This is a genomic window from Sphingopyxis alaskensis RB2256 (assembly GCF_000013985.1).
Classification (GTDB): domain Bacteria; phylum Pseudomonadota; class Alphaproteobacteria; order Sphingomonadales; family Sphingomonadaceae; genus Sphingopyxis; species Sphingopyxis alaskensis.
In genome coordinates this window covers 2537822-2561210 of sequence record NC_008048.1, presented here as the reverse complement: position 1 = coordinate 2561210, position 23389 = coordinate 2537822, and the positions used below count along the sequence as shown (strand labels likewise).

Annotated in this window: 21 protein-coding genes; 14 read left to right on the top strand and 7 right to left on the bottom strand. The window is 63.6% G+C overall.

Annotated elements, in window-relative coordinates; all coding sequences use genetic code 11:
* Nucleotides 1-61: 61 nt before the first annotated feature.
* From SALA_RS12345 to SALA_RS12320, 6 genes are all read left to right on the top strand, one after another.
* Nucleotides 62-1897, top strand: coding sequence for a copper resistance system multicopper oxidase (locus SALA_RS12345; RefSeq protein WP_407635751.1), 1836 nt, complete (start codon nt 62-64; stop codon nt 1895-1897).
* Nucleotides 1894-3105, top strand: coding sequence for a copper resistance protein B (locus SALA_RS12340; RefSeq protein ID WP_003046391.1), 1212 nt, complete (start codon nt 1894-1896; stop codon nt 3103-3105). Before SALA_RS12345 ends, SALA_RS12340 begins: the two co-directional genes overlap by 4 nt.
* A 92-nt stretch (nt 3106-3197) precedes the next feature.
* The gene (locus SALA_RS12335; protein ID WP_223181178.1) at nt 3198-3587 is read left to right on the top strand and encodes a DUF305 domain-containing protein; all 390 of its coding nucleotides are present in this window, start codon (nt 3198-3200) and stop codon (nt 3585-3587) included.
* A gap of 13 nt (nt 3588-3600) precedes the next feature.
* Complete coding sequence (locus SALA_RS12330) at nt 3601-4113, top strand: DUF411 domain-containing protein (protein WP_237700870.1); 513 nt, start codon at nt 3601-3603, stop codon at nt 4111-4113.
* A gap of 26 nt (nt 4114-4139) precedes the next feature.
* Entirely contained in the window at nt 4140-4487 is a 348-nt protein-coding gene (locus SALA_RS12325; RefSeq protein ID WP_003046382.1) for a hypothetical protein, read from the top strand.
* A 241-nt stretch (nt 4488-4728) separates the two neighbouring features.
* Nucleotides 4729-7200, top strand: a complete 2472-nt coding sequence (locus tag SALA_RS12320) for a TonB-dependent receptor plug domain-containing protein (protein WP_011542698.1) — start codon at nt 4729-4731, stop codon at nt 7198-7200.
* A gap of 36 nt (nt 7201-7236) precedes the next feature.
* On the opposite strand, the gene SALA_RS12315 is transcribed toward SALA_RS12320, so the two are convergent.
* A complete protein-coding gene (locus tag SALA_RS12315; protein ID WP_003046376.1) occupies nt 7237-8142 on the bottom strand; it encodes a LysR substrate-binding domain-containing protein in 906 nt (301 codons plus the stop codon).
* Nucleotides 8143-8197: 55 nt separating this feature from the next.
* On the opposite strand from SALA_RS12315, the gene SALA_RS12310 reads away from it, so the two are divergent.
* From SALA_RS12310 to SALA_RS12280, 7 genes are all read left to right on the top strand, one after another.
* Nucleotides 8198-9268, top strand: coding sequence for an amino acid ABC transporter substrate-binding protein (locus SALA_RS12310; RefSeq protein ID WP_120694176.1), 1071 nt, complete (start codon nt 8198-8200; stop codon nt 9266-9268).
* Entirely contained in the window at nt 9265-11457 is a 2193-nt protein-coding gene (locus tag SALA_RS16465; RefSeq protein ID WP_011542696.1) for an ABC transporter permease subunit, read from the top strand. The genes SALA_RS12310 and SALA_RS16465 overlap by 4 nt, the downstream gene beginning before the upstream one ends.
* A 70-nt stretch (nt 11458-11527) precedes the next feature.
* The gene (metC, locus tag SALA_RS12300; protein WP_041384105.1) at nt 11528-12694 is read left to right on the top strand and encodes a cystathionine beta-lyase; all 1167 of its coding nucleotides are present in this window, start codon (nt 11528-11530) and stop codon (nt 12692-12694) included.
* Nucleotides 12691-13443 (top strand): amino acid ABC transporter ATP-binding protein, encoded by a 753-nt coding sequence (locus SALA_RS12295; RefSeq protein WP_011542694.1) that lies wholly within the window; start codon nt 12691-12693, stop codon nt 13441-13443. Before metC ends, SALA_RS12295 begins: the two co-directional genes overlap by 4 nt.
* A 285-nt stretch (nt 13444-13728) precedes the next feature.
* On the top strand, nt 13729-16434 hold the full coding sequence (locus SALA_RS12290; protein ID WP_011542693.1) for a TonB-dependent receptor domain-containing protein: 2706 nt from the start codon (nt 13729-13731) through the stop codon (nt 16432-16434).
* 11 nt (nt 16435-16445) lie between these two features.
* On the top strand, nt 16446-17150 hold the full coding sequence (locus SALA_RS12285) for a PepSY domain-containing protein (RefSeq protein WP_011542692.1): 705 nt from the start codon (nt 16446-16448) through the stop codon (nt 17148-17150).
* Nucleotides 17147-17881 (top strand): PepSY domain-containing protein, encoded by a 735-nt coding sequence (locus SALA_RS12280; RefSeq protein WP_011542691.1) that lies wholly within the window; start codon nt 17147-17149, stop codon nt 17879-17881. The genes SALA_RS12285 and SALA_RS12280 overlap by 4 nt, the downstream gene beginning before the upstream one ends.
* A 6-nt stretch (nt 17882-17887) precedes the next feature.
* On the opposite strand, the gene hutC is transcribed toward SALA_RS12280, so the two are convergent.
* The 6 genes from hutC to SALA_RS12250 form a co-directional block, all read right to left on the bottom strand.
* Nucleotides 17888-18688 carry a histidine utilization repressor gene (gene hutC, locus SALA_RS12275; protein WP_011542690.1) on the bottom strand — a complete coding sequence of 267 codons (801 nt, stop codon included), beginning with the start codon at nt 18686-18688 and terminating at the stop codon, nt 17888-17890.
* A 63-nt stretch (nt 18689-18751) separates the two neighbouring features.
* The gene (locus SALA_RS12270; protein WP_011542689.1) at nt 18752-20077 is read right to left on the bottom strand and encodes an alginate export family protein; all 1326 of its coding nucleotides are present in this window, start codon (nt 20075-20077) and stop codon (nt 18752-18754) included.
* A 162-nt stretch (nt 20078-20239) separates the two neighbouring features.
* Nucleotides 20240-20995, bottom strand: a complete 756-nt coding sequence (gene arsH / locus SALA_RS12265) for an arsenical resistance protein ArsH (RefSeq protein ID WP_011542688.1) — start codon at nt 20993-20995, stop codon at nt 20240-20242.
* A 5-nt stretch (nt 20996-21000) separates the two neighbouring features.
* Nucleotides 21001-22065, bottom strand: a complete 1065-nt coding sequence (arsB, locus tag SALA_RS12260) for an ACR3 family arsenite efflux transporter (RefSeq protein WP_011542687.1) — start codon at nt 22063-22065, stop codon at nt 21001-21003.
* Between the two features lie 9 nt (nt 22066-22074).
* The gene (arsC, locus tag SALA_RS12255) at nt 22075-22503 is read right to left on the bottom strand and encodes an arsenate reductase (glutaredoxin) (protein WP_011542686.1); all 429 of its coding nucleotides are present in this window, start codon (nt 22501-22503) and stop codon (nt 22075-22077) included.
* Between the two features lie 13 nt (nt 22504-22516).
* The gene (locus tag SALA_RS12250) at nt 22517-22846 is read right to left on the bottom strand and encodes an ArsR/SmtB family transcription factor (protein ID WP_011542685.1); all 330 of its coding nucleotides are present in this window, start codon (nt 22844-22846) and stop codon (nt 22517-22519) included.
* Here SALA_RS12250 and SALA_RS12245 point away from each other — a divergent pair.
* The gene (locus SALA_RS12245) at nt 22821-23366 is read left to right on the top strand and encodes a DUF5990 family protein (protein WP_237700869.1); all 546 of its coding nucleotides are present in this window, start codon (nt 22821-22823) and stop codon (nt 23364-23366) included. The genes SALA_RS12250 and SALA_RS12245 overlap by 26 nt on opposite strands.
* The last annotated feature ends 23 nt before the right edge of the window (nt 23367-23389 follow it).

The window sequence follows — 23389 nt, the reverse complement described above, 5'->3', positions numbered from 1 at the left end:
CAGGCGTGCCGCCTGCGTATAGCTTTAGGAACAGTCAGTAACGGTCGGAAAGAATATGCAGATGGAAAGGCGTCGGTTCGTCAGTGGAGCTTTGGGTGGAGGGGCTGCTGCGGCGATGGCCGCATGGTTCCCGGCCTGGGCCCAGTCGGTGTCGTCCGGCATCACCGCGCCGCTTCCGACCGTATCCGGCAATGACATAACGCTGCGCATCGCCCGGCAGACGATGCGGATCGACGGCAAGGTCAGCCGCGCGATCGGGATCAACGGCACCGTGCCCGCGCCGCTCGTCCGTCTAAAGGAAGGGCAGACAGCGCGCCTGACCGTCGTCAACGATCTCGACGAGGACAGCTCGATCCACTGGCACGGGCTGATCCTGCCGTTCCAGATGGACGGCGTGCCCGGCGTCAGCTTCCCCGGCATCAAACCGCGATCGCAGTTCGTGTATGAGTTTCCCGTCGTCCAGTCGGGGACCTATTGGTATCACAGCCATTCGGGGCTGCAGGAACAGCTGGGCCACTACGGCCCGATCGTCATCGATCCCGCGGGCGCCGACCCGATCGGCTACGATCGCGAGCATGTCGTCGTCCTGTCCGACCACAGTCAATTGTCGCCCGAGGCGATCTTCCGCAAGCTCAAGGTCAATCCCGGCCATTTCAACATGCAGCGCCAGACGCTGGCGGGCCTGCTCGCCGGCAAGGATCAACCGCTCAAGGAGCGGATCGATTGGGGCAAGATGCGGATGGACCCGACCGACGTCGCCGACGTCAATGGTTCGACATACACCTTCCTCGTCAACGGCCATGGTCCGCGCGACAACTGGACCGCGCTCTTCAGCCCGGGCGAGCGGGTGCGCCTGCGTATCGTCAATGCGTCGGCGATGACGATCTTCAACGTCCGCATCCCGGGCCTCAGGATGACCGTGGTGCAGGCCGACGGCCTCAATGTCGTGCCGACCGAGATCGACGAGTTCCAGATCGCGGTCGCCGAAACCTATGACGTCATCGTGACCCCGGTCGAGGACCGTGCTTATACGCTCGTTGCCGAGGCCAATGACCGCTCGGGCATGGGACGCGCGACGCTCGCACCGCGCGCTGGCATGGTCGCCGAGGTGCCGCCGCTCCGCGAACGGCCGCTCGCGACCATGAAGGACATGGGCATGGGCGACATGTCGGGCGGCGCGATGGCGGGTATGGACCATTCGGGCGGCGATATGGGCGCCATGCCCATGCCGGCGAGCGACCCTTCTTGTCCTCCCGAACATGCCAAGATGGGCCATTGTACGCCAGCGGGGGAAAGCGGCGCGATGGCGGGCATGGATCATGGATCTGGCGGAGGCATGCAGCACAGCATGCGCGACTTCAGTGTCGCGCCGCAGGTCAAGCGCGATCCCAGCGTTCAGACGATCTCGCCGATGCCGATGGATCGCATGGGCGAGCCGGGGCAGGGACTGGAGAATGTCGGGCACAAGGTGCTGACCTACCATGACCTTGTCGCGCTCGAGCGCAACCCCGATACCCGCGCCGCCTCGCGCTCGCTCGACATCCATCTGACCGGCAATATGGAACGCTTCATGTGGTCGTTCGACGGCATCAAGATGTCCGACTATCACGAGCCCATCCCCTTCATCGAGGGAGAGCGCGTGCGGATCAACCTCATCAACGATTCGATGATGAGCCACCCCATCCACCTCCACGGCCATTTTTTCGAACTGGTGACGGGCAAGGGCGACCGGTCGCCGCGCAAGCATACGGTGCTTGTCCAGCCGGGCGGCATCGCGAGCTTCGATTTCACCGCCGACGCGCTCGGCGACTGGGCGTTCCATTGCCACCTTCTCTATCACATGCACGCGGGGATGATGCGCGTCGTCAGCGTCCGTCCGAAGGGAGACGGCGAATGACCCGGGTCGCGCTTCTCCTCGCGGGTATCGCCCCGCTGGCCTTTGCTGTGCCCGCCGCGGCGCAGTCGATGGATCATTCGATGCATGGTGCGGCGCCCGCGCCGACACCCGCTCCCTCGCCAACGCCAGCACCCGTAGCGCAGTCCGCGCCCGAAGCGCCCGCCGAAGGGTCGATGGAGCAGATGGACCATGGGAACATGCAGGGCATGGACATGGAACCCGAGGCTTCAAGCTGCCCGCCCGAACATGCGGCGATGGGTCATTGTACGCCTGAGGCGGAAGCTCCAGGCAAGGGCGCTTCGGACATGGGTGCGATGGATCATGGCGCACCGCAGCCGTCCGATCCCGATTGCCCGCCCGAACATGCCAAAATGGGCCATTGCACCCCGAAGGGCGGATCTGCGGACGCGATGGCGGGAATGGAAGGCATGGCGACCACGAGCAGCGCTAGCGGCACCGATTTGCCGCCGGGCGATGCTACCGCGCCTGCGCCTCCCGGCGACTGGTATGCCGATCGCATTTATCCCCAAGCCGAAATGGAGCATTCGCGCCACGACATGATGAAAGAGAATGGTGCGCAGACCATCGCTTTCATCAGCTTCAACCTTGCCGAATATCAGGCGCGCAAGGGCCGCGACGGGTTCCGCTGGGACGGTGAGGCTTGGTACGGCGGCGACATTAACCGGCTGACGATCAAGAGCGAAGGCGAGGGCGTGTTCGGCGAAGGCATCGAGAGCGCCGAGGTACAGGCGCTCTACAGCCGGGCGATCGGACCCTATTTCAACGCGCAGGCGGGTATCAGGCAGGATCTTGGGCCCGGCCCCGACCGCACCTATGCGACGATCGGCTTCGAGGGGCTCGCCCCCTATTGGTTCGAAGTCGAGGGCGCGCTGTTTCTTTCGAACAAGGGTGATCTGCTCGCCCGGCTCGAAGGCTATTACGACCAGCGCATCACCCAGAAACTGATCCTCCAGCCGATGGCGGAGGTCAATTTTGCGCTCCAGGATGTCCCCGAGACCGGCGTTGGTTCGGGGCTTTCGGATTTCGAGCTCGGGCTTCGCCTGCGTTACGAGGTCGTGAAGGAATTCGCGCCTTATGTCGGCGTCGAATGGGCGCGCAAGGTCGGCGATACCGCGCGTTTTGCCCGCGCCGCGGGCGAGGATGCGAGCGGCGTCAGCTTCGTGATGGGGGTGCGGGCCTGGTTCTAGAAGTTTCGCGGGGTGGCGACACGTCGAGGAGAAATGCCGTGAAACCAGCCTATCGCAGCCTCGCGCTGCAGACGATCGTCAGCGGCGTCATCATGTATCTGGTGATGTTCGTCATGATCGACCGCCTCTCGAGCTTCTACAATAATCTCAACATGCTCTACATGACGCTGATGATGGTCTCGCCGATGGTCGTGCTGATGATCGTCGCAATGCCGGGCATGTTCCCGTCGAAACGTCTCAATACGTTCCTGCTGCTGGGATCGGCAGTTGCCTTCTTCGGGAGCTTCGGGCTCATCCGGACACAGACGACGATCGGCGACACGGCCTTCTTGCGTTCGATGATCCCGCATCACTCGGGCGCGATCCTCATGTGTGAACAGGCTTCTCTCAAAGATGCCGAGATACGCGAACTCTGCCGCGGCATCATCGCGGGGCAGGCGGCCGAAATCGAACAGATGAAATCCATTCTCGCGAGGAAATGACATGAAAAATCTGATGACGCGCCGTCATCTTTTCGGCCTGATTGCGGTCGGATCGGGGATGGCGCTTGCGGCATGCAATTCTGCCTCGGGCCCGGCGGCGACCAGCGATAAGAATGGCGCGGCGCCCGCGCCGGGCGCCGAGACGTCCAGCCCCAAGCGAATGCTCGTTTATCGCGATCCCGAATGCGGCTGCTGCGAAGCTTGGGCGGATATCGCACGCAAGGCCGGTTATGATGTGACTGTCGAGAACCGCGCTGACATGGCCGCCGTAAAGACGCGATATGGTGTGCCTGGCCAGCTGGCGTCGTGCCACACGGCCGTGATCGGCGGCTATGCGATCGAGGGTCATGTGCCGATGCGGCATGTTGCGAGACTCCTCCACGACAAGCCACGCGACATTCGCGGAATCGCCGTGCCCGGCATGCCGCGCGGTTCTCCGGGAATGGAAATGCCGGACGGAAGCGCGGACGCATTCGAAGTGATGGCATTCGGCAGCGACGGCAAGGTTTCTGAATTCCGCGCATGACCTGCCGACACGAAGAGGAGACAGATATGACGAGATTCATTCCCCTAGCGAGCGCCGCCGCGCTGATATTTGCTCTGGCAGGATGCGGCACTGAGCCCGCGCAGCAGAGCGACGTCACACCGGAACAGAGTGAGGTCACTGCCGGTGAGCCGCCCGCAATGGTCGAGACCATGCCCGTAGCGGACGAGCCGCCCGCCGCGTCTGCCCCGGCGGCGCCGACCGAAGAAGCGATGCCTCCGGAGAAATCCCGCCCCAAGCAAGAACCCGCCGCGAAGGCCGCTGTGCCGCCGCGGGCAAAGGCCGCGCCGGAAGCGCCGAAACCTGTCGAACCCGAACCCGATCCTCATGCCGGGCACGATATGGACAAAAAATAAGGAGCATGTGCCGACGCGGCATGTCGCCCGGGCGGTCGAGGACAAGCTGCGCGAAGTGTCCGGCATCGCCGCGCCCGGCATGCCGCGCGGTCGGGCGCTGCTCGATGCCGCAGCGAGAGATATAACCATATGGAATAACCATCTCGTTTATAGCGATGAGTGGTGATTATTTCTGGTCATGCCAAGGCCGCGAAGATAGCTCGGTGGCGAAGCCGAGAGCTTTCGCAAATGGGAGGGGACCATGAAGAAATTGCTTCGCACGAGTGGCTCGATTATCGCCGTCCTGGCAGGCATGTCGGCCGCCGCCGCCTTCGCGCAGGATAACGCCAAAGAGGCGCCGGGGCCAGGCGCGTCGCAGGGCGAAATCGTCGTGACGGGTACGCGGCGGAACGATCTCAAGGCGGCCGATTCCGCTCAGCCGATCGACATCATCACCGGTGCCGAACTGCTCGAAAAGGGCACGGCCGACATGAATGATCTCCTGCGCACCGAGGTCCCGTCGCTCAATGTCCAGCGCCTCGTCAGCAACGACGGCGCCGTTTTTACCCGGCCTTTCTCGCTGCGCGGCCTGCCGCCGGACCAGACGCTGGTGCTCGTGAATGGCAAGCGGCGCCATCGCGGCGCGACGGTCCAGTTCACCAATGTTCCCTATATCCGGGGATCGCAGGGACCCGATCTTTCGGCGATCCCGTCGATCGCGATCGGCCAGCTCGAGGTTCTGCGTGACGGCGCGTCGGCGCTCTATGGATCGGATGCGATCGCCGGCGTCCTCAATTTCGGTCTGCGCCGCGACCGCGAAGGCGGATTGCTGATCGCCCGCTATGGCCAATTCTATAAGGGCGACGGCGAGGATTTCCTCGTCCAGGGCAATGTCGGGCTTCCCTTCACCGACGCCGGTTTCGTCAACATCAGCGGCGAATATGTGAACGCCAGCACGACGTCGCGCGGCATTCAGCGTCCCGACGCGCAGGCGCTCATCGATGCCGGCGTTCAGGATGTCCCGGTCCCGGCGCAGCGCTGGGGAAATCCCGAATCCGAGGCGGCGCGCATCTTCGTCAATGCCGGCATCGAACTGTCGGAGGAGATGGAATTCTACACCTTCGGCAACTATAGCTGGAGCCGCGGCACGACGGCCTTCTTTTACCGCAACCCCGATGCCAGCTTCATTTCCACCTCGATTCCGCTCACCAATACGCCCGGAGGACAGCGGTTCAGCTTCCGCCAGCTCTTTCCCGGCGGTTTCACCCCGGATTTCGGTGCCACGGTGACCGATGCGGCGCTGGCGGCCGGCCTCAAGGGCGAATTCTCCTCGGGCCTGACCTATGACCTCAGCGCTTCCTATGGTCAGAACCATGCTTCCTACCGGATCGAAAATACGGTCAATCCGTCGCTTGGCCTCGCGTCGCCGACCTCCTTCAAGCCGGGGCAGCTCGAGCAGCGCGAACTCGCTTTCAATCTCGATCTCACTTACCCCATCGCGATCGGCACCTCCGATCCGCTGACGCTTGCAGGCGGTCTCGAGTATCGGCGCGAGACATATGAGATCACGGCCGGCGACATCGCATCATGGCAGGTTGGTCCTTTCGCGTCGGTCATCGATCCCGATACCGGAAACCGCGTCGGACTGCCGGTCGGCTCGAACGGCTTCCCGGGCTTCAGTCCCATCCAGGCGGGCGAGTTCGCGCGCAGCAACTGGGCCGCCTATACGTCGCTCGAAGGCAATCTCACCGACGCGCTCCAGTTCGGCCTTGCCGGCCGCTACGAGAATTACTCGGACTTCGGCTCGAAATTCACCTGGAAGATCAACGGGCGATATGATTTCTCGGACGTCTTCGCGGTGCGCGGATCGGTCAACACCGGCTTTCGGGCGCCGACGCCGGGCCAGTCGAACGCCTCGCAGGTCCAGACCAACATCGACTCGATAACCGGGGCGCCGCTGACCGCAGGCATTATCGCGCCCAACAATCCGGTGGCGCAATTCTTCGGCGCGACGCCGCTTCGGCCCGAGAATTCGTTCAACGTCGCCGGCGGCATCGTGGTGAAGCCCTCCAATCGCATCACCTTCACGCTCGACTATTTCAACATCAAGGTCGAAGACCGGATCGCCGTATCGGGCAATTTCAATCTCACCCCGGCGCAGCGTGCGCAGCTCGCGGCGCTTGGCATTCCCGGTGGGGATTCCTTCCAGCAGGTGAGCTTCTTCACCAATTCCTTCGACAGCCGCACCCAGGGCGTCGATGCGGTGCTCACCGTGGGCTTCGACCTCGGCGACGGCAAGGCCACGCTCGGCCTCAACGGCAACTATACCAAAACCGATGTCATCAAGGCCTCGCCGGTGATCACTGCGGACCGCGAGCGGCTGCTCGAACTCGAGGGCTTCGTTCCGAAGTGGAAGGGCAATGCGTCCTTCACTTATGCGGGCGAGCGCTTCGGCTTCGTCGCGCGCGCGAACTATTATGGCAAATGGACCGACTATGGCGCCGCACCGGCTGCCGACCAGACGGGCGGCGCCGAACTGCTGGTCGATCTCGAGCTGTCCTACAAGGTTAGCGACATGCTCAAGCTCGCGGTCGGCGGCGAGAATATCTTCGACAATTACCCCGACGTCGAGGCGCGGCAATCCCAGATCAACAACGGGATCCGATATCTCCGCTTCGCGCCGACGGGGTTCAACGGGGGCTTCTGGTACGTCCGCGCGACCGCCTCCTTCTGATCGGTGGCCGTGAGGGCCGTGCGGCGTCTTGTGTCTTCAGCTGGCGTCGGAGCCGAACATCGCGTCGCGGTGGGATTCGAGCACCGCGATAAAGGCCGCAGCGACTTGGGACATCGGCCTCAACTTCGGCGTGAAGAGCATATATTCGAAATGGACCTCCGGCGCGAAATCACGGACCGTAAGGCCCCGCTCGGCATAATCCGCTGCGGTCACGGGGTTGAGAATCGAACATCCGACCCCCTGCATGACAAGCGCGCAGATGGTCATCGCATATTGGGTTTCGATGACCATCTCGCGGTGGACGCCCGCGTCCTCGAAAATGCGGTCGATGCGGTGACGCACGCCGTCCTCGAGCGCGAGCGAAATGAAGGGCTCGCCCTCGAGATCGGCCGGCCGGATGACGTCCTTGACGGCCAAGCGGTGGCCGGCAGGGAGAACGCAGGCGCCGGGGCAGCGCAGGAAGCGCTCCATCCTTATGCCGGGCAATTCGCGCGCCGGCGTCGCGAGCCCGATGTCGAACTGCTGGTTCGCCATCCATTGCCGCACCGTCGAGGAACTGCGGGTCTGGAGCTGAACGGTGACGCCGGGATGCGTCTCGCGAAAGGCCGCGATCACGCGCGGCAGGAAACTGACCGCGAGCGCCGGGAGGGCGGCGATCCGGAGCGTGCCGGTCGCCATGTTGCGGATGTCTTCCGCTACCCGCTTCAGGGCCGCAATACCGGAGAAGCTCCGCTCGACTTCGTAGAAAAAGGCGTCGGCTTCGGGCGTCACGGTGAGCGCGCTGCCGCGCGAACGCAGGAAGAGCTGAAAGCCCAGCTGATGCTCGAGCTCGGCAAGCATCTTGCTCACCGCGGGTTGCGACAGGTTGAGCGACTGCGCGGCCTGGGTGACCGATCCCGAGAGCATCACGGCCCTGAAGGCTTCGAGGTGACGCAGGTTCATCGGACATCGCTCCCTATAGCTATTTCTTATGGCGCTAGCATTGAAAGCCTCGTTTATGAATAGGTCGCACGCATCGCGCCGCTGGTTACCGGCGCTGCTCGCCGCAGGCGCCCTGTTACTCGGCGGCTGCGGCCGCGAGCCCGCCGGCACCGGTGGGCATGAAATCGCCGCGGCGAAGGGGTCGACGCTTGCGCGGATTCGCGCGCGCGGAACGCTCAATTGCGCAATTCATACGGGGCAGCTCGGCATGTCCTATCTCGACAAGCGCGGACGCTGGCAGGGCTTCTTCGTCGATTACTGCCGGGCGCTCGCCGCTGCGGTCCTCGGCGATGCCCGCAAGGTCCGGTTCATGCCGGTCGCCTCGAACAAGCGCTTCACGATCGTGCAGACGGGCGAGGCCGACGTCCTGTCGCGGACGACCACATGGACGCTGACGCGCGACACCGACCTCGGGGTGAATTTCGTCGGCACCATGTATTATGACGGGCAGAGCTTCTTGGTGCCCCGGCGATCGGGCGTGCGGCTTCCGACGGATCTCGATGGCGCATCGATCTGCATCACCAAGGGGACGACCTCCGAACTCAACACCGCCGAATATTTCGAGCGCAAGGGGCTGCGTTTCCTGTCGGTCGTGTTCGAGAATCCCGAGGAAGCCAAGCTCGCCTTCTTTGCCGGGCGGTGCGACGCAATGACCACCGATGCCTTCACGCTGACGGTGATCCGCCTGGCCGACACCGCACATCCCGACGATTATGTGGTGCTGCCCGAGCGGCTCACCAAAGAACCGGTCGGCCCAGTCGTGCGCAGCGACGACGAGCAATGGTATGAGATCAACAAATGGGTGCTGAACGCGCTCTTCGCTGCCGAGGAAATGGGGGTCACCCGCGCGAATGCCGCGCGCATGCGTATGGCCTCGCGCGACCCTGAAGTGCGCAAGATGCTCGGCGGCTTGCCCGGATTCGGCAAGTCGCTCGGCCTCGACGATGACTGGGCGTACCGGGCAATCGAGGCGACCGGCAATTATGGCGAAATCTTCGACCGGCACATTACGCCGCTCGGCGTCGAACGCGGACAGAATAAGCTCTATCGGGACGGCGGGCTGATCTACCCGTTGCCGATGCGATGACTCATAAACACAGGCGGCTTGCCATCGCTGCGTTGCCCTGGCTGCTGATCGCGGGCGGGCTTGTGGTCGCCTACGGCCTGTTTGCGACATTGGCGGACAATCTAGCGGACCGAAACATCCGGACGGGGTTCGGTTTCCTGTTCGACCGGGCGGGCTTCGCGATTGGCGAAACGCTGATTGCTTACGCGCCTGGCGATTCCTATGCCGCGGCGCTGGCGGTGGGTCTTCTCAACACGCTCCTGATATCGGCGCTCGGCATCATCTTCTCGACCTTGCTCGGCCTCGCGGTCTGCATGGCGCGCCTGTCGTCCAACTGGCTGCTTGCGAGGCTCTCCGGCCTTTATATCGAGCTGGTTCGCAATATTCCCCTGCTGCTCCAGATGTTCGTCTGGTACGCCGCGCTGCTGTTCGGTCTGCCCGGACCCGGCCCGGGCGCCGTCGGACCGTTCGACCTCGATAATCGGGGATTGCACCTCCCCGCGCTCTCCTTGGCCGATCCGGGACGGCCGGTCTTGCTCATCGCGATCGTCGCCTGTGCGATCCTGCTGGGTGCCGTGCGGCGAGGAGCCGTTCGCACGCGCACTGCGCTGGCCTTCGCCGGCATCTCCCTGGTGCCGCTCTTGCTGTGGGGCGGGATCGATCTGCCGCGGGCGGGGCGCTTCGGAACCGTCGGCGGACTGTCCTTCTCAACGGAGTTTCTGACTCTGGTCACCAGCCTTTCGGTCTATGCCTCGGCCTATCTGGCCGAGATATTCCGCGGCGCGATCCTCGCCGTTCCAGCAGGGCAGAGCGAGGCCGCCAAAGCGCTCGGCCTGTCGCCCGCGCAAACGATGGGACGGATCGTGATCCCGCAAGCGCTGCGCATTGCCATACCGCCGATGACGAGCTGGCATCTCAACACGATCAAGAACAGCTCCCTGGGCGTCGCGATCGGATATCCCGAATTTGTCTCGGTGGTCGATACCGTCATCAGCCAGACAGGTCAGGCGATCGAAGGCGTCGGTCTGATCGTCGCGACGTTTCTCCTGCTCTCGCTGTCCTTGGCGTTCGTTACCGGCCGCTATGCCCGCCGGTTGGGCTGGACCGTTGCCGGGCAGCCCGGCCGCAGCATCCAGTCGGCGCCCCTCGAACCCTTTCCGCTACGCTCGGCGGCGGCCTGGCCGTCGTGGATGCGGCGCAATCTGTTCAGAGGAGGACGCCAGTCGATACTGACCATCGCGATCCTCGCCATGACCGCGGCTTTCGTCGGCAAGGGACTCTCGTGGCTGCTGTTTGAGGCGACATTCGCCGGGGGCGCGGCCGATTGCCGTTTGGCCAGCGGTGCCTGCTGGCCATTCCTCCGCGAAAATGCGCGGCTTATATTGTTCGGAACCTATCCCGAAGCCGAGCAGTGGCGGTCCGCAGCGGCGGCGACGGCGCTGCTTTCCTGCCTCGCGTTCTCCTTCGTCCCGCGATTTTGGCGTAGCCGCCTCGGCCTAGCCTGGCTCGGCGCGATCGCGGTGGCGGTACTTCTGCTACGAGGAGGATTCGCGGGCCTTTCCTATGTCCCGATGGAGAAGTGGAGCGGCCTGCCGGTCACATTGCTGCTCGCGAGCCTTGCGGTGGTCGGCGCGTTTCCGCTGGCCATACTCCTCGCGTTCGGCCGCAGGTCGACGCGGCGCGGCATTCGCTGGCCGAGCGTCGTCTTCATCGAGCTGGTTCGCGGAACGCCGCTGATCGGGGTGCTCTTCCTCGCTGCGGTCCTGTTTCCGCTGTTCGTGCCCTCTTATCTCTCGATCGACAGCCTGCCGCGCGTCCAGCTCGCGCTCATATTCTTCACTGCCGCCTATATGGCCGAGGTCATCCGGGGCGGCCTGCTGGCGGTTCCCGTCGGGCAGGCCGAGGCCGCGCACGCTCTCGGCCTCACCAAATGGCAGGCGCGGCGCCATATCCTGTTGCCGCAGGCGCTGAAAGTCAGCGTACCCGGACTGGTCAACACTTCGATTAGCGAGGTGAAGAACACGACGCTCGTCCTCATCGTCGGCGTCTTCGATTTGTTGCAGACGACCCGCCTCTCCTACGTCGAGGCGCAATGGCGACCCTATTTCGCCGAAGCCTATCTTTTCACCGGGACAATCTTCTTCCTCCTCTGTTTCTCCCTGTCCCGGCTCAGCATGAAGATCGAACGGAAACTAGACTATGCAGGATAATCATGACGGAAAATGGCTCGAGGAGCCGGCGAGCCCGAAAGGGCACGCTTGGCAGGATCCGACGCGTGCCGTGCACGGCGGTCCCCGCCCGCGCGATCAGCGGGGCCTCATCAATCCGCCCGTCGATCGAGCCTCGACCATTATCTACGACAGCGTCGAGGCCTATATGGACCGGCACCAGGGTCTCTACGATGAGGTCATCTATGGCCTGTACGGAACGCGAACGACCTTTGCGCTCGCCGAGGCTGTCAGCGAACTTGAAGGCGGCTGCAACACCGTCATCACCTCGTCCGGAACCAGCGCGATCGCGCTGGCCCTCACGGCTTTCGTGGCCGGGGGCGATCATCTGCTCGTTGCGGATTGCGTCTATGGGCCGACCCGCAAGTTTCTGACCGACGTTCTCGCGCGTTTCGGGGTCGAGGTGGAATATTTCCGGCCCGATATCGGAGCGGAGATTGCCGGGCTGTGCCGCAGCAACACCCGGCTCATCTATATGGAGACCCCGGGCTCGCAGACATTCGATATGATCGACGTCCCCGCGATCACGGCCGTTGCACGCAGCCGGGGCATATTGACCGCTCTCGACAACACCTGGGCGACGCCGCTTTTCTTCAAGCCCTTGGCCCACGGGGTCGACATCTCGCTTGCTTCGGCAACCAAATATCTCTCGGGGCACTCCGACTGTCTGCTCGGCACGATGACGGCCGCCAGTGATGCCGTCTACCGCCAGCTCAAGGACGCGGCGGCGCGCTGGGGCAACTGCGCGAGTCCCGACAATTGCTATCTGGTCCACCGGGGCATCAGGACGCTCGATGCGCGCCTTGAACGCCACCAGCGTACCGCGGCGACGCTGATCGAATGGTTCGCCCAGCAACCCGAAGTGGTTGCGGTCCGCTATCCGGCTCATCCCGCCGACCCCGGCCATGCGATCTGGAAGCGGGATTTCACCGGTGCGTCCGGATTGTTCGGTGTTCAGCTCGACGGTCTTACCCCGCCCCAAACTAGCGCCTTTTTCAACGAATTCTCGTTATTCCAGCTGGGTTCGAGCTGGGGCGGCTTCGAAAGTCTCGCGGTTCCGGCGTGGCCCGCTCCGATCCGCGATTTTCCGAATGGCGAGGCAGATGGGGCGCTGATCCGCATTCACGCCGGACTCGAAGCGCCGCAGGATCTGATCGCCGACCTCGCCGCAGCCTTCGCGCGGGTACGAGCGCTACGCGGCCGGGGGCAGGCGTCATGACCGACGCCTCGGGCCACGCGGCCGTCAGCTTGCGGCAGGTCGACAAATATTATGGCGCCTATCATGCGCTCCGCTCGATCGACCTCGAAATCGCCCCGCGCGAGCGGATCGTGATTTGCGGGCCTTCGGGCTCCGGCAAGTCGACGCTCATTCGCTGCATGAACAGGCTCGAGGTGCCCGACTCCGGCGCCGTCCTGATCGAGGGGGCCAAGATTACCGACGCGTCGCGGGAGGCAGTTGCGGCGCTCCGCGCCGTCGGCATGGTCTTTCAGCAGTTCAATCTGTTTCCGCACAAGACTGTGCTCGAGAATTGCACCCTCGCACCCGTCCTGCTCGGCGGCCTGTCTCTTCCGGAGGCGGAGGCGCGCGCCATATCCTATTTGGACAAAGTGAGGATTGGCGACCAGGCGGGCAAATATCCGGGGCAGCTCTCGGGAGGGCAGCAACAGCGGGCCGCAATAGCTCGCGCTCTGGCGATGGAACCCAGGATTCTTCTCTTCGACGAGCCGACATCGGCGCTCGATCCCGAGATGATCAAAGAGGTACTCGATGTGATGACGGCCCTTGCCGGCGAAGGACGGACGATGGTGTGCGTGACGCACGAAATGGGATTCGCGCGCGAGGCGGCCGATCGCATTCTTTTCATGGATCAGGGCCAGATCATCGAAGACGCAAGGCCGGCCGATTTTTTCGCCGCGCCGAAAAGCGAGCGCGCACGGACCTTTCTCGAACAGATACTTTCGCATTGAGCGGCTCAAGTCGGTCGCCCCCAAGCTGTGCCGACCCACTTAATCATGTCATTTCATAAGTAAGCCGAGGGAGGGGCCAGCCGGCTCCTTGCGCGAAAAGGCTCAGGCCGGAAAAAAAATTTCAAAATTGATGAGGGGTAGAGCTTTGGCGTGCGTATCTAATAGGTATCGTGCGCCCGGAATTTACTTCATAACCAATTGATATGATTCAATAAATTCTTATTGACCTGTATATACATTTGATGCTCTCTGAGGGGAATCAGCCAACCATCAGGGGGTTTCGCTATGATGACCAGGACAATTTTGCTCGCCAGCGCCGCAGCGGTCGCCACTTTTGCAACACCCGCGCTCGCGCAGAGCGGTGCCGCGACGCAGTCACCCGCCGCCGAGGATGCTCCGAACGGATCGGACATCGTCGTGACCGGCTCGCGCATCCGCCGCCAGGACCTCGCAGGCGTCGGCCCGGCGACCGTCGTGTCGGCCGAGCAGATCGAGAACACCGGCGTCGTCAATATCGAGACGGTGCTGCAGCGCTTGCCGGCCAACGCCGGTTTCGCGGGCAACCAGACGTCGGCCTATTGGGCGAACAATGGATATGGCACGGCGCAGGTGAACCTGCGCGGTCTCGGCATCAAGCGCACCCTCGTCCTGCTCAACGGCCGCCGCCTCGTCGCGGGCGGCACCGGGGCGAACTCCTCGCCCGACCTCAACATGATTCCCGTCGCGGCGCTCGCACGCACCGATGTGCTCAAGGACGGCGCCTCGGCAATCTATGGCGCCGACGCGATGGCGGGTGTCGTCAACCTTGTAACGCGCACCGACTATGAAGGTCTCGGCCTCAGCGTGCGCCAAGGCATCACCGAAAAGGGCGATGGCTCGGACTTCACCGCCGACCTCCTGTGGGGCGTCCGCAACGATCGCGGCGGTTTCATGGCGGCGGTCACCTATCAGAAGACGAGCGCGGTCAATATGGCAACGCGCGCGCCTTGCTCGCTTGCCGAAACCACGCCCGGCATGCTGAGCTGCGTGAACAGCGCCTCGACGATCGGCGGCCGCGCGGTGCTGCCGAACGGCCAGCAGATCAACTTCAATCAGGTGCTGGGCGGTAACGGCAACTTCTTCGAGCCGTACAGCGCTGCCAAGCACAACTTCAACTCGAACCCGTTCCTCAACGCGGTGAGCCCGGTCGAGCGCGTGAGCACGGCGTTTTTCGCCGACTATGACATCACTGACAATATCGAGGCGTTCGGCGAATTCCTTTACACCTTCCGCAAGTCGAATCAGATCGCGACGCCCGGAACGCTGCGCAACCTCTCGATCGCGGCGAGCAATCCCACCAATCCGACGGGGCAGAATATCGTCCTCATCCAGCGCCGCCTCGCCGAGCCCGGCCCGCGCCAATTCTTCCAGGAAACCGATACCTGGCAGGGTACGTTTGGCCTCCGCGGCAAGCTCTCGAACGATTGGGGATGGGAAATCGCGGGCGCCTTCGGCCGCAACACCGCGGTCGATGGTTCGACCAACATCGCCAATCTCGAGCGAGTGGCGAATTCCCTCGATACGACCAAGTGCAGTCTTGCTGCCGGTGCCACGATCCCCTGCGCCGACTATCTCGGGTTCGGCGACCTGACCCCGGAGGTTCTCGACTATATCCTGTTCACGTCGCGCGACCGCGGCGGCAACGAGCTTGCGACGGTCACCGCCGATATCAACGGCGATCTCTTCAAGCTGCCCGCAGGCCCCGTCTCCTTCGCGGCGGGTGTCGTCTATCGCAAGGAAAAGGGTTGGCGCGATCCCGATCCGCTGACGGTGCTCGGTATTGCCAACACCAACCAGCAGGATCCGATCTCCGGAACGAGCACGGCGAAGGAAGCCTATCTCGAACTGTCGGTGCCCGTTCTGGCCGACACACCCTTCTTCCAGTCGCTTACCCTCGACGGCGCGGTTCGCTACTCGAACTACGACCTGTTCGGCAGCGACTGGAACTACAAGGGGAGCGTCGACTGGGTCATCAATGACAGCTTCCGCCTGCGCGGCACCTACGGCACCGGCTTTCGCATTCCGAACGTCCCCGAATTGTTCGGCGGCGTCTCCGAGGGCAATCTGACGACCACCGACCCCTGCTCGCGCTATTCGACCAGCGGCAATGCGACACTGATCGCCAATTGTCAGGCGTCGGGCGTGCCGGCCAATTATGTTCAGCTCGGTACAACGATCCTGACAACGGTCGGCGGCAACGAGAATCTGAAACCCGAAAGCTCGACGACCTGGACCGTCGGGACGGTGATTTCACCGAAGGGACTGGTTCCGGGACTCTCGCTCACTGCCGACTGGTTCGACATCAAGATCAAGGATGCGATCCGTGCTATTCCGGGCTCGACAAAGCTCAGCATTTGTTATGCGAGCCAGAATCTTTCGCATCCCTTCTGCGAAGATTTTACCCGCAGCCCGTTGACCGGCGAGGTTACCTTCCTCTCCGCGCAACCGATCAACACGGGCCGCGAAGAAATGAACGGCCTCGATCTGGGTCTCGTTTACAACAATGACATCGGCAGCGTGAACGTCTCGCTCGACGTCAACGTGACCTATCTCAACAAATATGTGGTCCTGCCTTTCCCCGGCGGCGCGCCGATCGACTTCGACGGCTTTATCGGCGGCGGCAATGGCGGCTATCCGAAATGGCGCGGCTATGGCGTGCTGACCGCTGAAAAGGACGGGGTCAGCGCGACCTGGTCGACCCAGTGGATCGGCAAGGCGACCGACTTCAATGCGGCCCCCGGCGACATCGGCTACAGCACGCCGAATGTCTTCTACCACAATCTCCAGGTCGCTTTCGAAATCGACGAGAAGACCCGGTTCCAGGTCGGTGTCGACAATCTTTTCGATCGCAAGGCGCCCTATATCCAGAGCTTCACCGATGCGAACACCGACACGATGACCTATGACCTGCTCGGACGGCGTTTCTACGTCGGCTTCCGCACCGCGTTCTGAGGGTAATCGATATGGCGATCCGTTGGCCGCTGCTCGTCCGGCGAACGCATAAATGGCTGGCCTTGGTGGTCGGCGTCCAGGCGCTGCTCTGGACGCTGACCGGCTTCTACATGGTGGTCGTGCATATCGACACCATCCATGGCGACCATCTCGTGCGCGCGCCGATGGTTCAGCCCTTCGACCTCGCGGGCCTCGCGCCGCCGTCGCGGATCGTTGCGGCCGCGCCCGGTGCGTCCGAGGTTCGCTTGCAGCGGTTCTTCGATCGCCCCGTCTGGCGCGCTGAAACTCCCGAAGGGGCGCGGCTGTTCGATGCCCGCTCGGGTGCGCCGCTGCCTGCGCTTACCGAGTCCCAGGTCCGCGAGCAGGCGCGGCGCATCTACACCGGCGACGGCAAGATCGTGTCGGTGCGGCTGTTGACCGAAGCGCCACAGGAAATGCAGTCGCGCAAGCCGCCCTATTGGCAGGTCGAGTTCGAGGGCTGGAACCGCCCGACGCTCTATCTGTCGCCGACGACCGGTGAGCTTATCTCGCGCCGCCACGCATTGTGGCGCGTGTTCGACTTCGCGTGGATGCTCCACATCATGGACTATGATGAGCGGACCGACGTCAACAACCCGTTGCTCCGCGTCGCGACCTGGAGCGTCTTCGCGATGGCGATCAGCGGGGCGTGGTTGCTGATCTGGTCCTTCAAACGCCGCAAGAGGAAGCAGGCATGAAACGCATCCGACTGACGCCGCTCTTCTTCCGGCGCATCCACAAATGGGTCGGGCTGATCCTGGGTCTCCAGTTCCTGCTCTGGGCGCTCAGCGGATCGGTGATGGCGCTGCTCGACAAGGATAAGGTCGGCGGGCACGGCGGCGGGATGTCGCATGCGCATCCACTGCCACCGGGGGAATATTTCGACGTGGCGGCCCTGCCGCGCGGCGAACCTGTCACGGGCGTGATCCTTCGCGATCTCGGAACCCGGCCGGTCTATGAAGTGCGCTCCGCAAAAGGCGTCCGTCTCGTCGACGCGACAAGCGGCGAGCACATCCGGGTCGACGAGGCCATGGCGCGCGAAGTCGCCTCCATGATGAACGAGGCGCCGATCCGAGAGGTGAGCGTAATCGCCAAGCCGAACCTCGAATCGCGCGATCATGAGGGGGCGATGTGGCGCGTCGATTTCGCGGACGACGAGAACAGCAGCGCCTATGTCTCGCTCGACACCGCGCGCTTCCTCGTCATGCGCGGCGACACCTGGCGGACGTGGGACTTCTTCTGGATGCTCCACAACATGGATTACATCAACCGGAAGAGCTTCAACCACCCGCTCATCATTTTCGTCGCCTTTGGCGCGCTCTGGCTCTCGGGCACCGGCTTCTATCTGCTGTTCAAGAGCTTCAGCCGCGCCGATTTCCGCTGGCTGCGCCGGCGCCGCAAACCGGTGGTCGTCACGCGCACCAGCTGAGCGGCGTCAATCGTCGATCGAGAAGGCCGCCGACAGCTCGAATCGCGATCCGGGATGCGTCAGCCAGGCATGGCTGACGAGGCGCGAATGGCTCCACGTCCGCCGCGTCATCCGCAACACGGGTTCGCCGTCCGAGAGCCCCAGCATGCTGTGGGTGTGCGCGTCGGGCATCTCGGCGCGAACCCGATGTTCGACGCGCTCGAGCGGCGCCGTCCGCGTCAGATATTCGTTCGGCGTCATCTGGGTGAAGTCGATCTTCCCATAATCGGGAGCCGCCGACGCGAGCACGAAACGCTCCTCGAGCTGGATCGGGAACTCGGCTTCGTGATGAACGATGATCGAGTGGAAAAGCCTCGTGCCGACCGGAACCTCCAGTAGCGCCGCAAGGTCCGCATTGGCGCGTATCTCGTCATTCTGCACGACGCGGGCCCGATAGATGTGACCGCGCTCGCGGATCTCTTCGGCGATATTGCGAATTTCGATCATCTGGCCGATCGGCTTGGGCTCGGCGATGAACGATCCGCTACCCGCGCGGCGTACAAGAACGCCTGCCGCCTGTAGTTCGCGAAGCGCCCGATTGGCGGTCATCCGTGACACGTCGAATTGTTGGACTAGCTCTGCTTCCGATGGAACCCGGTCGCCCGGCTTAAGAAGTCCGTCGCGAACGGCATCGCAAATGCTCTGCTTGATGGCGGCATAGCGAGGCGGAGACTTGTCATTTTCGTCATCGGAGTTGCCGGGCCGGGCGGCCGCAGATCCATTCGAGAGTTTTGATCCGCGTCCGGGGGTGCGAGTGGTAACATCCATAACCCGTCTATACAGGTTGCTGCTCGCAGAAGCCAAGCATGCTGTTTGCGACCTGCGCCGGTTTCAGAAGCTGATGGTGGCATTGAAGGAATTATACAGCGTGTTGCCCCCGGCCGGTGCATTGGGCGCGTTTCGGAGAAACCGGCCCTTGCCGAGAAACAGGCCGCTCCATTCGAGGCGGAGGCGCTTCGGTACGAGCCAGTAGCGCAGGCGCGCTTCGACCTGGTGTCCCGCGAAGCGGCCGGAGGCGCCGGATGGATCGCGAACGCCGGTCGTCGAAAAACTGTCGAACCGCGAGGCCAGCCAGAGCGGCCGGTAGGCCGCAAAGGCATCGAGGCGCCTTGACGGTATTGTTTCGATACGGATCGCCGGGGACAGAAGATTGGCCCGTCCGACCGCATTATAGAGGCCCGCTGGCGCGAGTTCCGCGCGGCGCATGCCGAACAAGGTATCGAAGCGGCCGAAATCGCCTCCCCGGCCGTCGCCGCTCGCATAGTCGAATTCGAGCGATAGGCGCGGCGACCAAGGGTGGCGGAAGCTGTAACCCGCCTCGAGATGCGTGAACCACGCCGACACATCGGACTTGGCTGCCGAGGGAGCGAGGCTGCTGCTGATCGTACCGAACTGGTAGAAAGTCTCGCTCTCATAATCGAACCGGCCCGGCGCGGGATCGCGATAGGCGCGCAGTCCGATCGTTTCGAGCGAACGGTCGCGCGTCGGCCGCTGCGGCGCGTCGCGCTCGCCGAGATGGAAGTAGGAAATCTCGACCGAGCCGCGCGACCCGCCGAGCTTCTTCGTCGCGAGGCCGCCCCAGAGTTGCAGGTCAAAGCTCTCCTTGTCGAACTTGACCCGGTTGGCGTCGAGCGACGCGCGGTCGTCGGGCAGCCGCACCTGCGGAAGCGTATAGATAAAGGTCGCCGCGACACCTCCGCGCAGCGCCAGGTCGGCGCGGAGACCCGTATAGCCGCTGGTCGTATTGCGATAATCGTCCGCGGCCACCAGCCGCCGCGATCCCAGGTTCAGCGTGAAGCGGCCGGCCTGGAGATCGAGCTTCGTGCCTGCACCGAAGGCATCGCGCGCCTCATAGCCGACATAGGCCTGGACCAGTTCGAACGCGTTGACTTCGCCCGTCGTCACCGGGGTTCCCGCCTCGCTCCCATAGACGCGGCTGTCGTAGAGTTCGGCGCCCAAGCGAAATCCGTCGCTGCGATATTCGCCGCCGACGATCGTGCGGACATTGAGCAGGTCGTCCTTCTCGTCGAATCCCGTCCGCGCCTGTCCTTGGATCATTTCATAGCGCAGGCGCATGCTGCCCGTGATGGTCAGGCCATCTTCGGCGAGAGCGGGTGCGGGCAGGGCGAGTAAAGTCGCGGCAAGATACAGCCTCAAGCAAACCTCCTGATCCCCGAAATCGAGGACGAACAGGCAACGCTTGAGCGCCGGGACGCTTTACCGGGAGGTTGCGCGGCCCCGGTAATCCGCCTCTAGATCGGAGGCGCCCCTGGTGCAAGATCGCTTCGGTGCCGACCTGGGCTGGACGTGGTCCCGGGCTCAGGCTCCCGGCAGCCCCGCCAATCGCGCCGGCGTCACGACGGGTTCGGCGCGGTCCTTGCGTTCCGAATAGCGGTCGACAAGCTGCGTGGCATGGCCGCGCGTCAGCACGGTGAAGCACACAAGTTCCTCCGCAACGTCGACGATCCGGTCGTAATAGCTCGACGGGAGCATCCGGCCCGCCTCGTCGAACTCGGCATAAGCCTTGGCGACGCTCGACTGGTTGGGGATGGTGATCATCCGCATCCAGCGGCCGAGGATGCGGAGCGTATTGACGCTGTTGAACGATTGCGACCCCGCCGACACCTGCATCACCGCGAGGGTGCGGCCCTGTGTCGGGCGTAGCCCTTTGTATGCGAGCGGCAGGTGATCGACCTGCGCCTTCATGATGCCGGTGATCTGGCCATGCCGTTCGGGGCTGCACCAGACCTGGCCCTCGGACCAGAGCGAATGCTGGCGCAGTTCCTCGACGGCCGGGTGGTCGTCGTCGGCGATCAAATCGGGCAGCGGCAGGTCCGACGGATCGAAGATGCGCGTCTCGCAGCCGAAGAGCTGGAGCAGGCGCGCGGTCTCTTCGACGACGAGCCGCGAATAGGAGCGTTCGCGCAAGCTGCCGTAGAGCAGCAGGATGCGCGGCGCTGGGTCGAGCGGGCCGAGGCCGAGCGCGGGCTGCGAGCGGATATATTCCGCGCTGAGCGCCGGAAGATGGGTGGGATCGGCGAGCGCGCGCAGGCGCGAAAAGGTGGGGGAAGCCATGACAATCAGTCTTTCGCGGGGGTGGATGCCGGGAACCAGCGGCGTCCGAACCAGAAGGCGACGCTCACCAGCAGGATGAGCACGGGAACTTCGACGAGCGGGCCGATGACGGCGGCGAAGGCGACCGGCGAGGCGAGCCCGAAGGCGGCAATCGCAACCGCGATCGCAAGCTCGAAATTATTTCCGGCGGCGGTGAAGGCGACCGCGGTCGTGCGCGGATAATCGGCCTCGATCAGCTTGCCCATCCAGAAGCTGATGACGAACTGCACGACGAAATAGATGGTCAGCGGGACGGCGATGCGCACGACGTCGCCGGGAATGGTGACGATCTCACCGCCCTTGAGGCTGAACATTGCGACGATCGTGAAGAGCAGCGCGACAAGCGTGATCGGCGCGATGCGCGGGAGGAAGCGCGTCTCATACCATTCGTTGCCCTTGGCGTCTGCGAGCCACTTGCGAGTGAGATAGCCCGCCGCAAAGGGAACGCCGAGATAAATGAGGACGGCTTCGGCGACGGTCCAGAAGCTTACGTCGATAACGCTGCCTTCGAGACCGAACAGCGGCGGCAATATCGTCAGGAAGAACCAGGCATAGATGCTGAAGAACAGGATCTGGAAGATCGAGTTGAACGCCACCAGTGCCGCGACATATTGATTGTCGCCCTTCGCGAGCTGGTTCCAGACGATCACCATCGCGATGCAGCGCGCGAGGCCGATCAGGATCAGCCCGGTCATATATTCGGGCTTGTCTGACAGGAAGATCACCGCGAGCGCGAACATCAGCACGGGACCGATGATCCAGTTCTGGATGAGCGAGATGGCGAGCACCCTTTTGTCCTCGAACACGCGCGGCAATTCCTCGTAGCGGACGCGCGCGAGCGGCGGATACATCATCAGGATAAGGCCGATCGCGATCGGGATGTTGGTCGAGCCCCACGAGAGGGCATCGATCGCGGCGGGCAGGCCGGTGAACACCGAACCGAGCAACACGCCGAGCGCCATCGCGAGGAAGATCCAGAGGGTGAGATAGCGATCGAGGAACGACAGCCGTTCCCGCTTGGGTTCTGTCATCGGCTTGGCTCAGGCGCCGACGCGGTTGCCAGCGGCGTCGATTACCTGTTCGCCGTCTTCCTTGGCGAAGGCGCCGCGTTGCCCCGCAGGGATGAGGTCGAGTACCGTTTCGGAGGGACGGCAGAGCTTCACGCCGAGCGGCGAGACCACCAACGGGCGGTTGATCAGGGCGGGATGCGCCATCATCGCGTCGATCAGCGCTTCGTCGCCAAGGGCCATGTCTCCGAGCCCCAGCTCCGCATAGGGCGTGCCTTTCTCTCGCAGGAGTTCGCGAGCCGTGATGCCGGCGCGGACGATCAACTGTTCGAGCAGCGCACGCGACGGCGGCGTCTTCAGATACTCGACGACATGCGGTTCGATCCCGGCATTGCGAATCATCGCGAGGGTGTTGCGGGAGGTCCCGCAGGCGGGGTTATGGTAGATGACGATGTCGGTCATAGCGCGCGTTCCTTCAGCAGCAGGCGAGTTCTGCGAGCAGCGGCTCGCACAGCTCCGCCCGGCCTTGGCAGCAGTCCTTCGCCAGGAAGAGCATCAGGCCGCGAAGCGCGTCGATATCCGCGCGCTGGATAATTTGACGCCCGCGCTTCTCGGATATCACGAGGCCGGCTTTGGCGAGCACCGCGAGATGGGTGGAGAAGGTACTCTGGGTGAGTCCCGACGCTTCGACAAGTTGACCCGTCGACAGGCCGTCGGGCTCATGTTTGACGAGCAGGCGAAAGGCATCGAGGCGTGTCGGGTGTCCCAGCGCGGCGAGAATGGACAAGGCGGAATCGGTTTGCATGCATCGGAATTATCCGATGGAATCGCATCCGTCAATTCCAATCGGGAATATCCGATTAGTTGGTCCGCTTGCGCGATCGGGCTATAGCCTCGTCATGGGTCGCGAACAGCAGAGCGAGATCGCCTTTCGGATCGTCATCGAACAGCCGGTGCCTGGCGTGCTTCACAGCTTGCAAGGCAAGGACGACGGGCCGCTCGATCCCAAAGCGTCCCGCATGGGTGAAGCCTTGGCCTTCGATTTCTCCGTGCGCGTCGGCCCGGGTCCCAAATTCTTCGGCGACCAGGTGCGGCGCGAGGGGCCGGAGCGCCGGTTCGTCTATATTCGTGTCGGGCAAATGGCGGGTGACGCGGCTTCGCCTTGGTCGCGGCGGATGAAGATCGACATACATGATATCGATCAGGAGCTGCTCGACGCGGCCGCGAAGGATATGCGGCCCATCGAGATTGCGATCATTGGCACGGGTAAGGATGGCACGCCCGCGTGCGCGACGGTGCGTCCGACGATGCGGCGCATCGCCTAGCAGAGCTCGTATCCTGTTCCGTC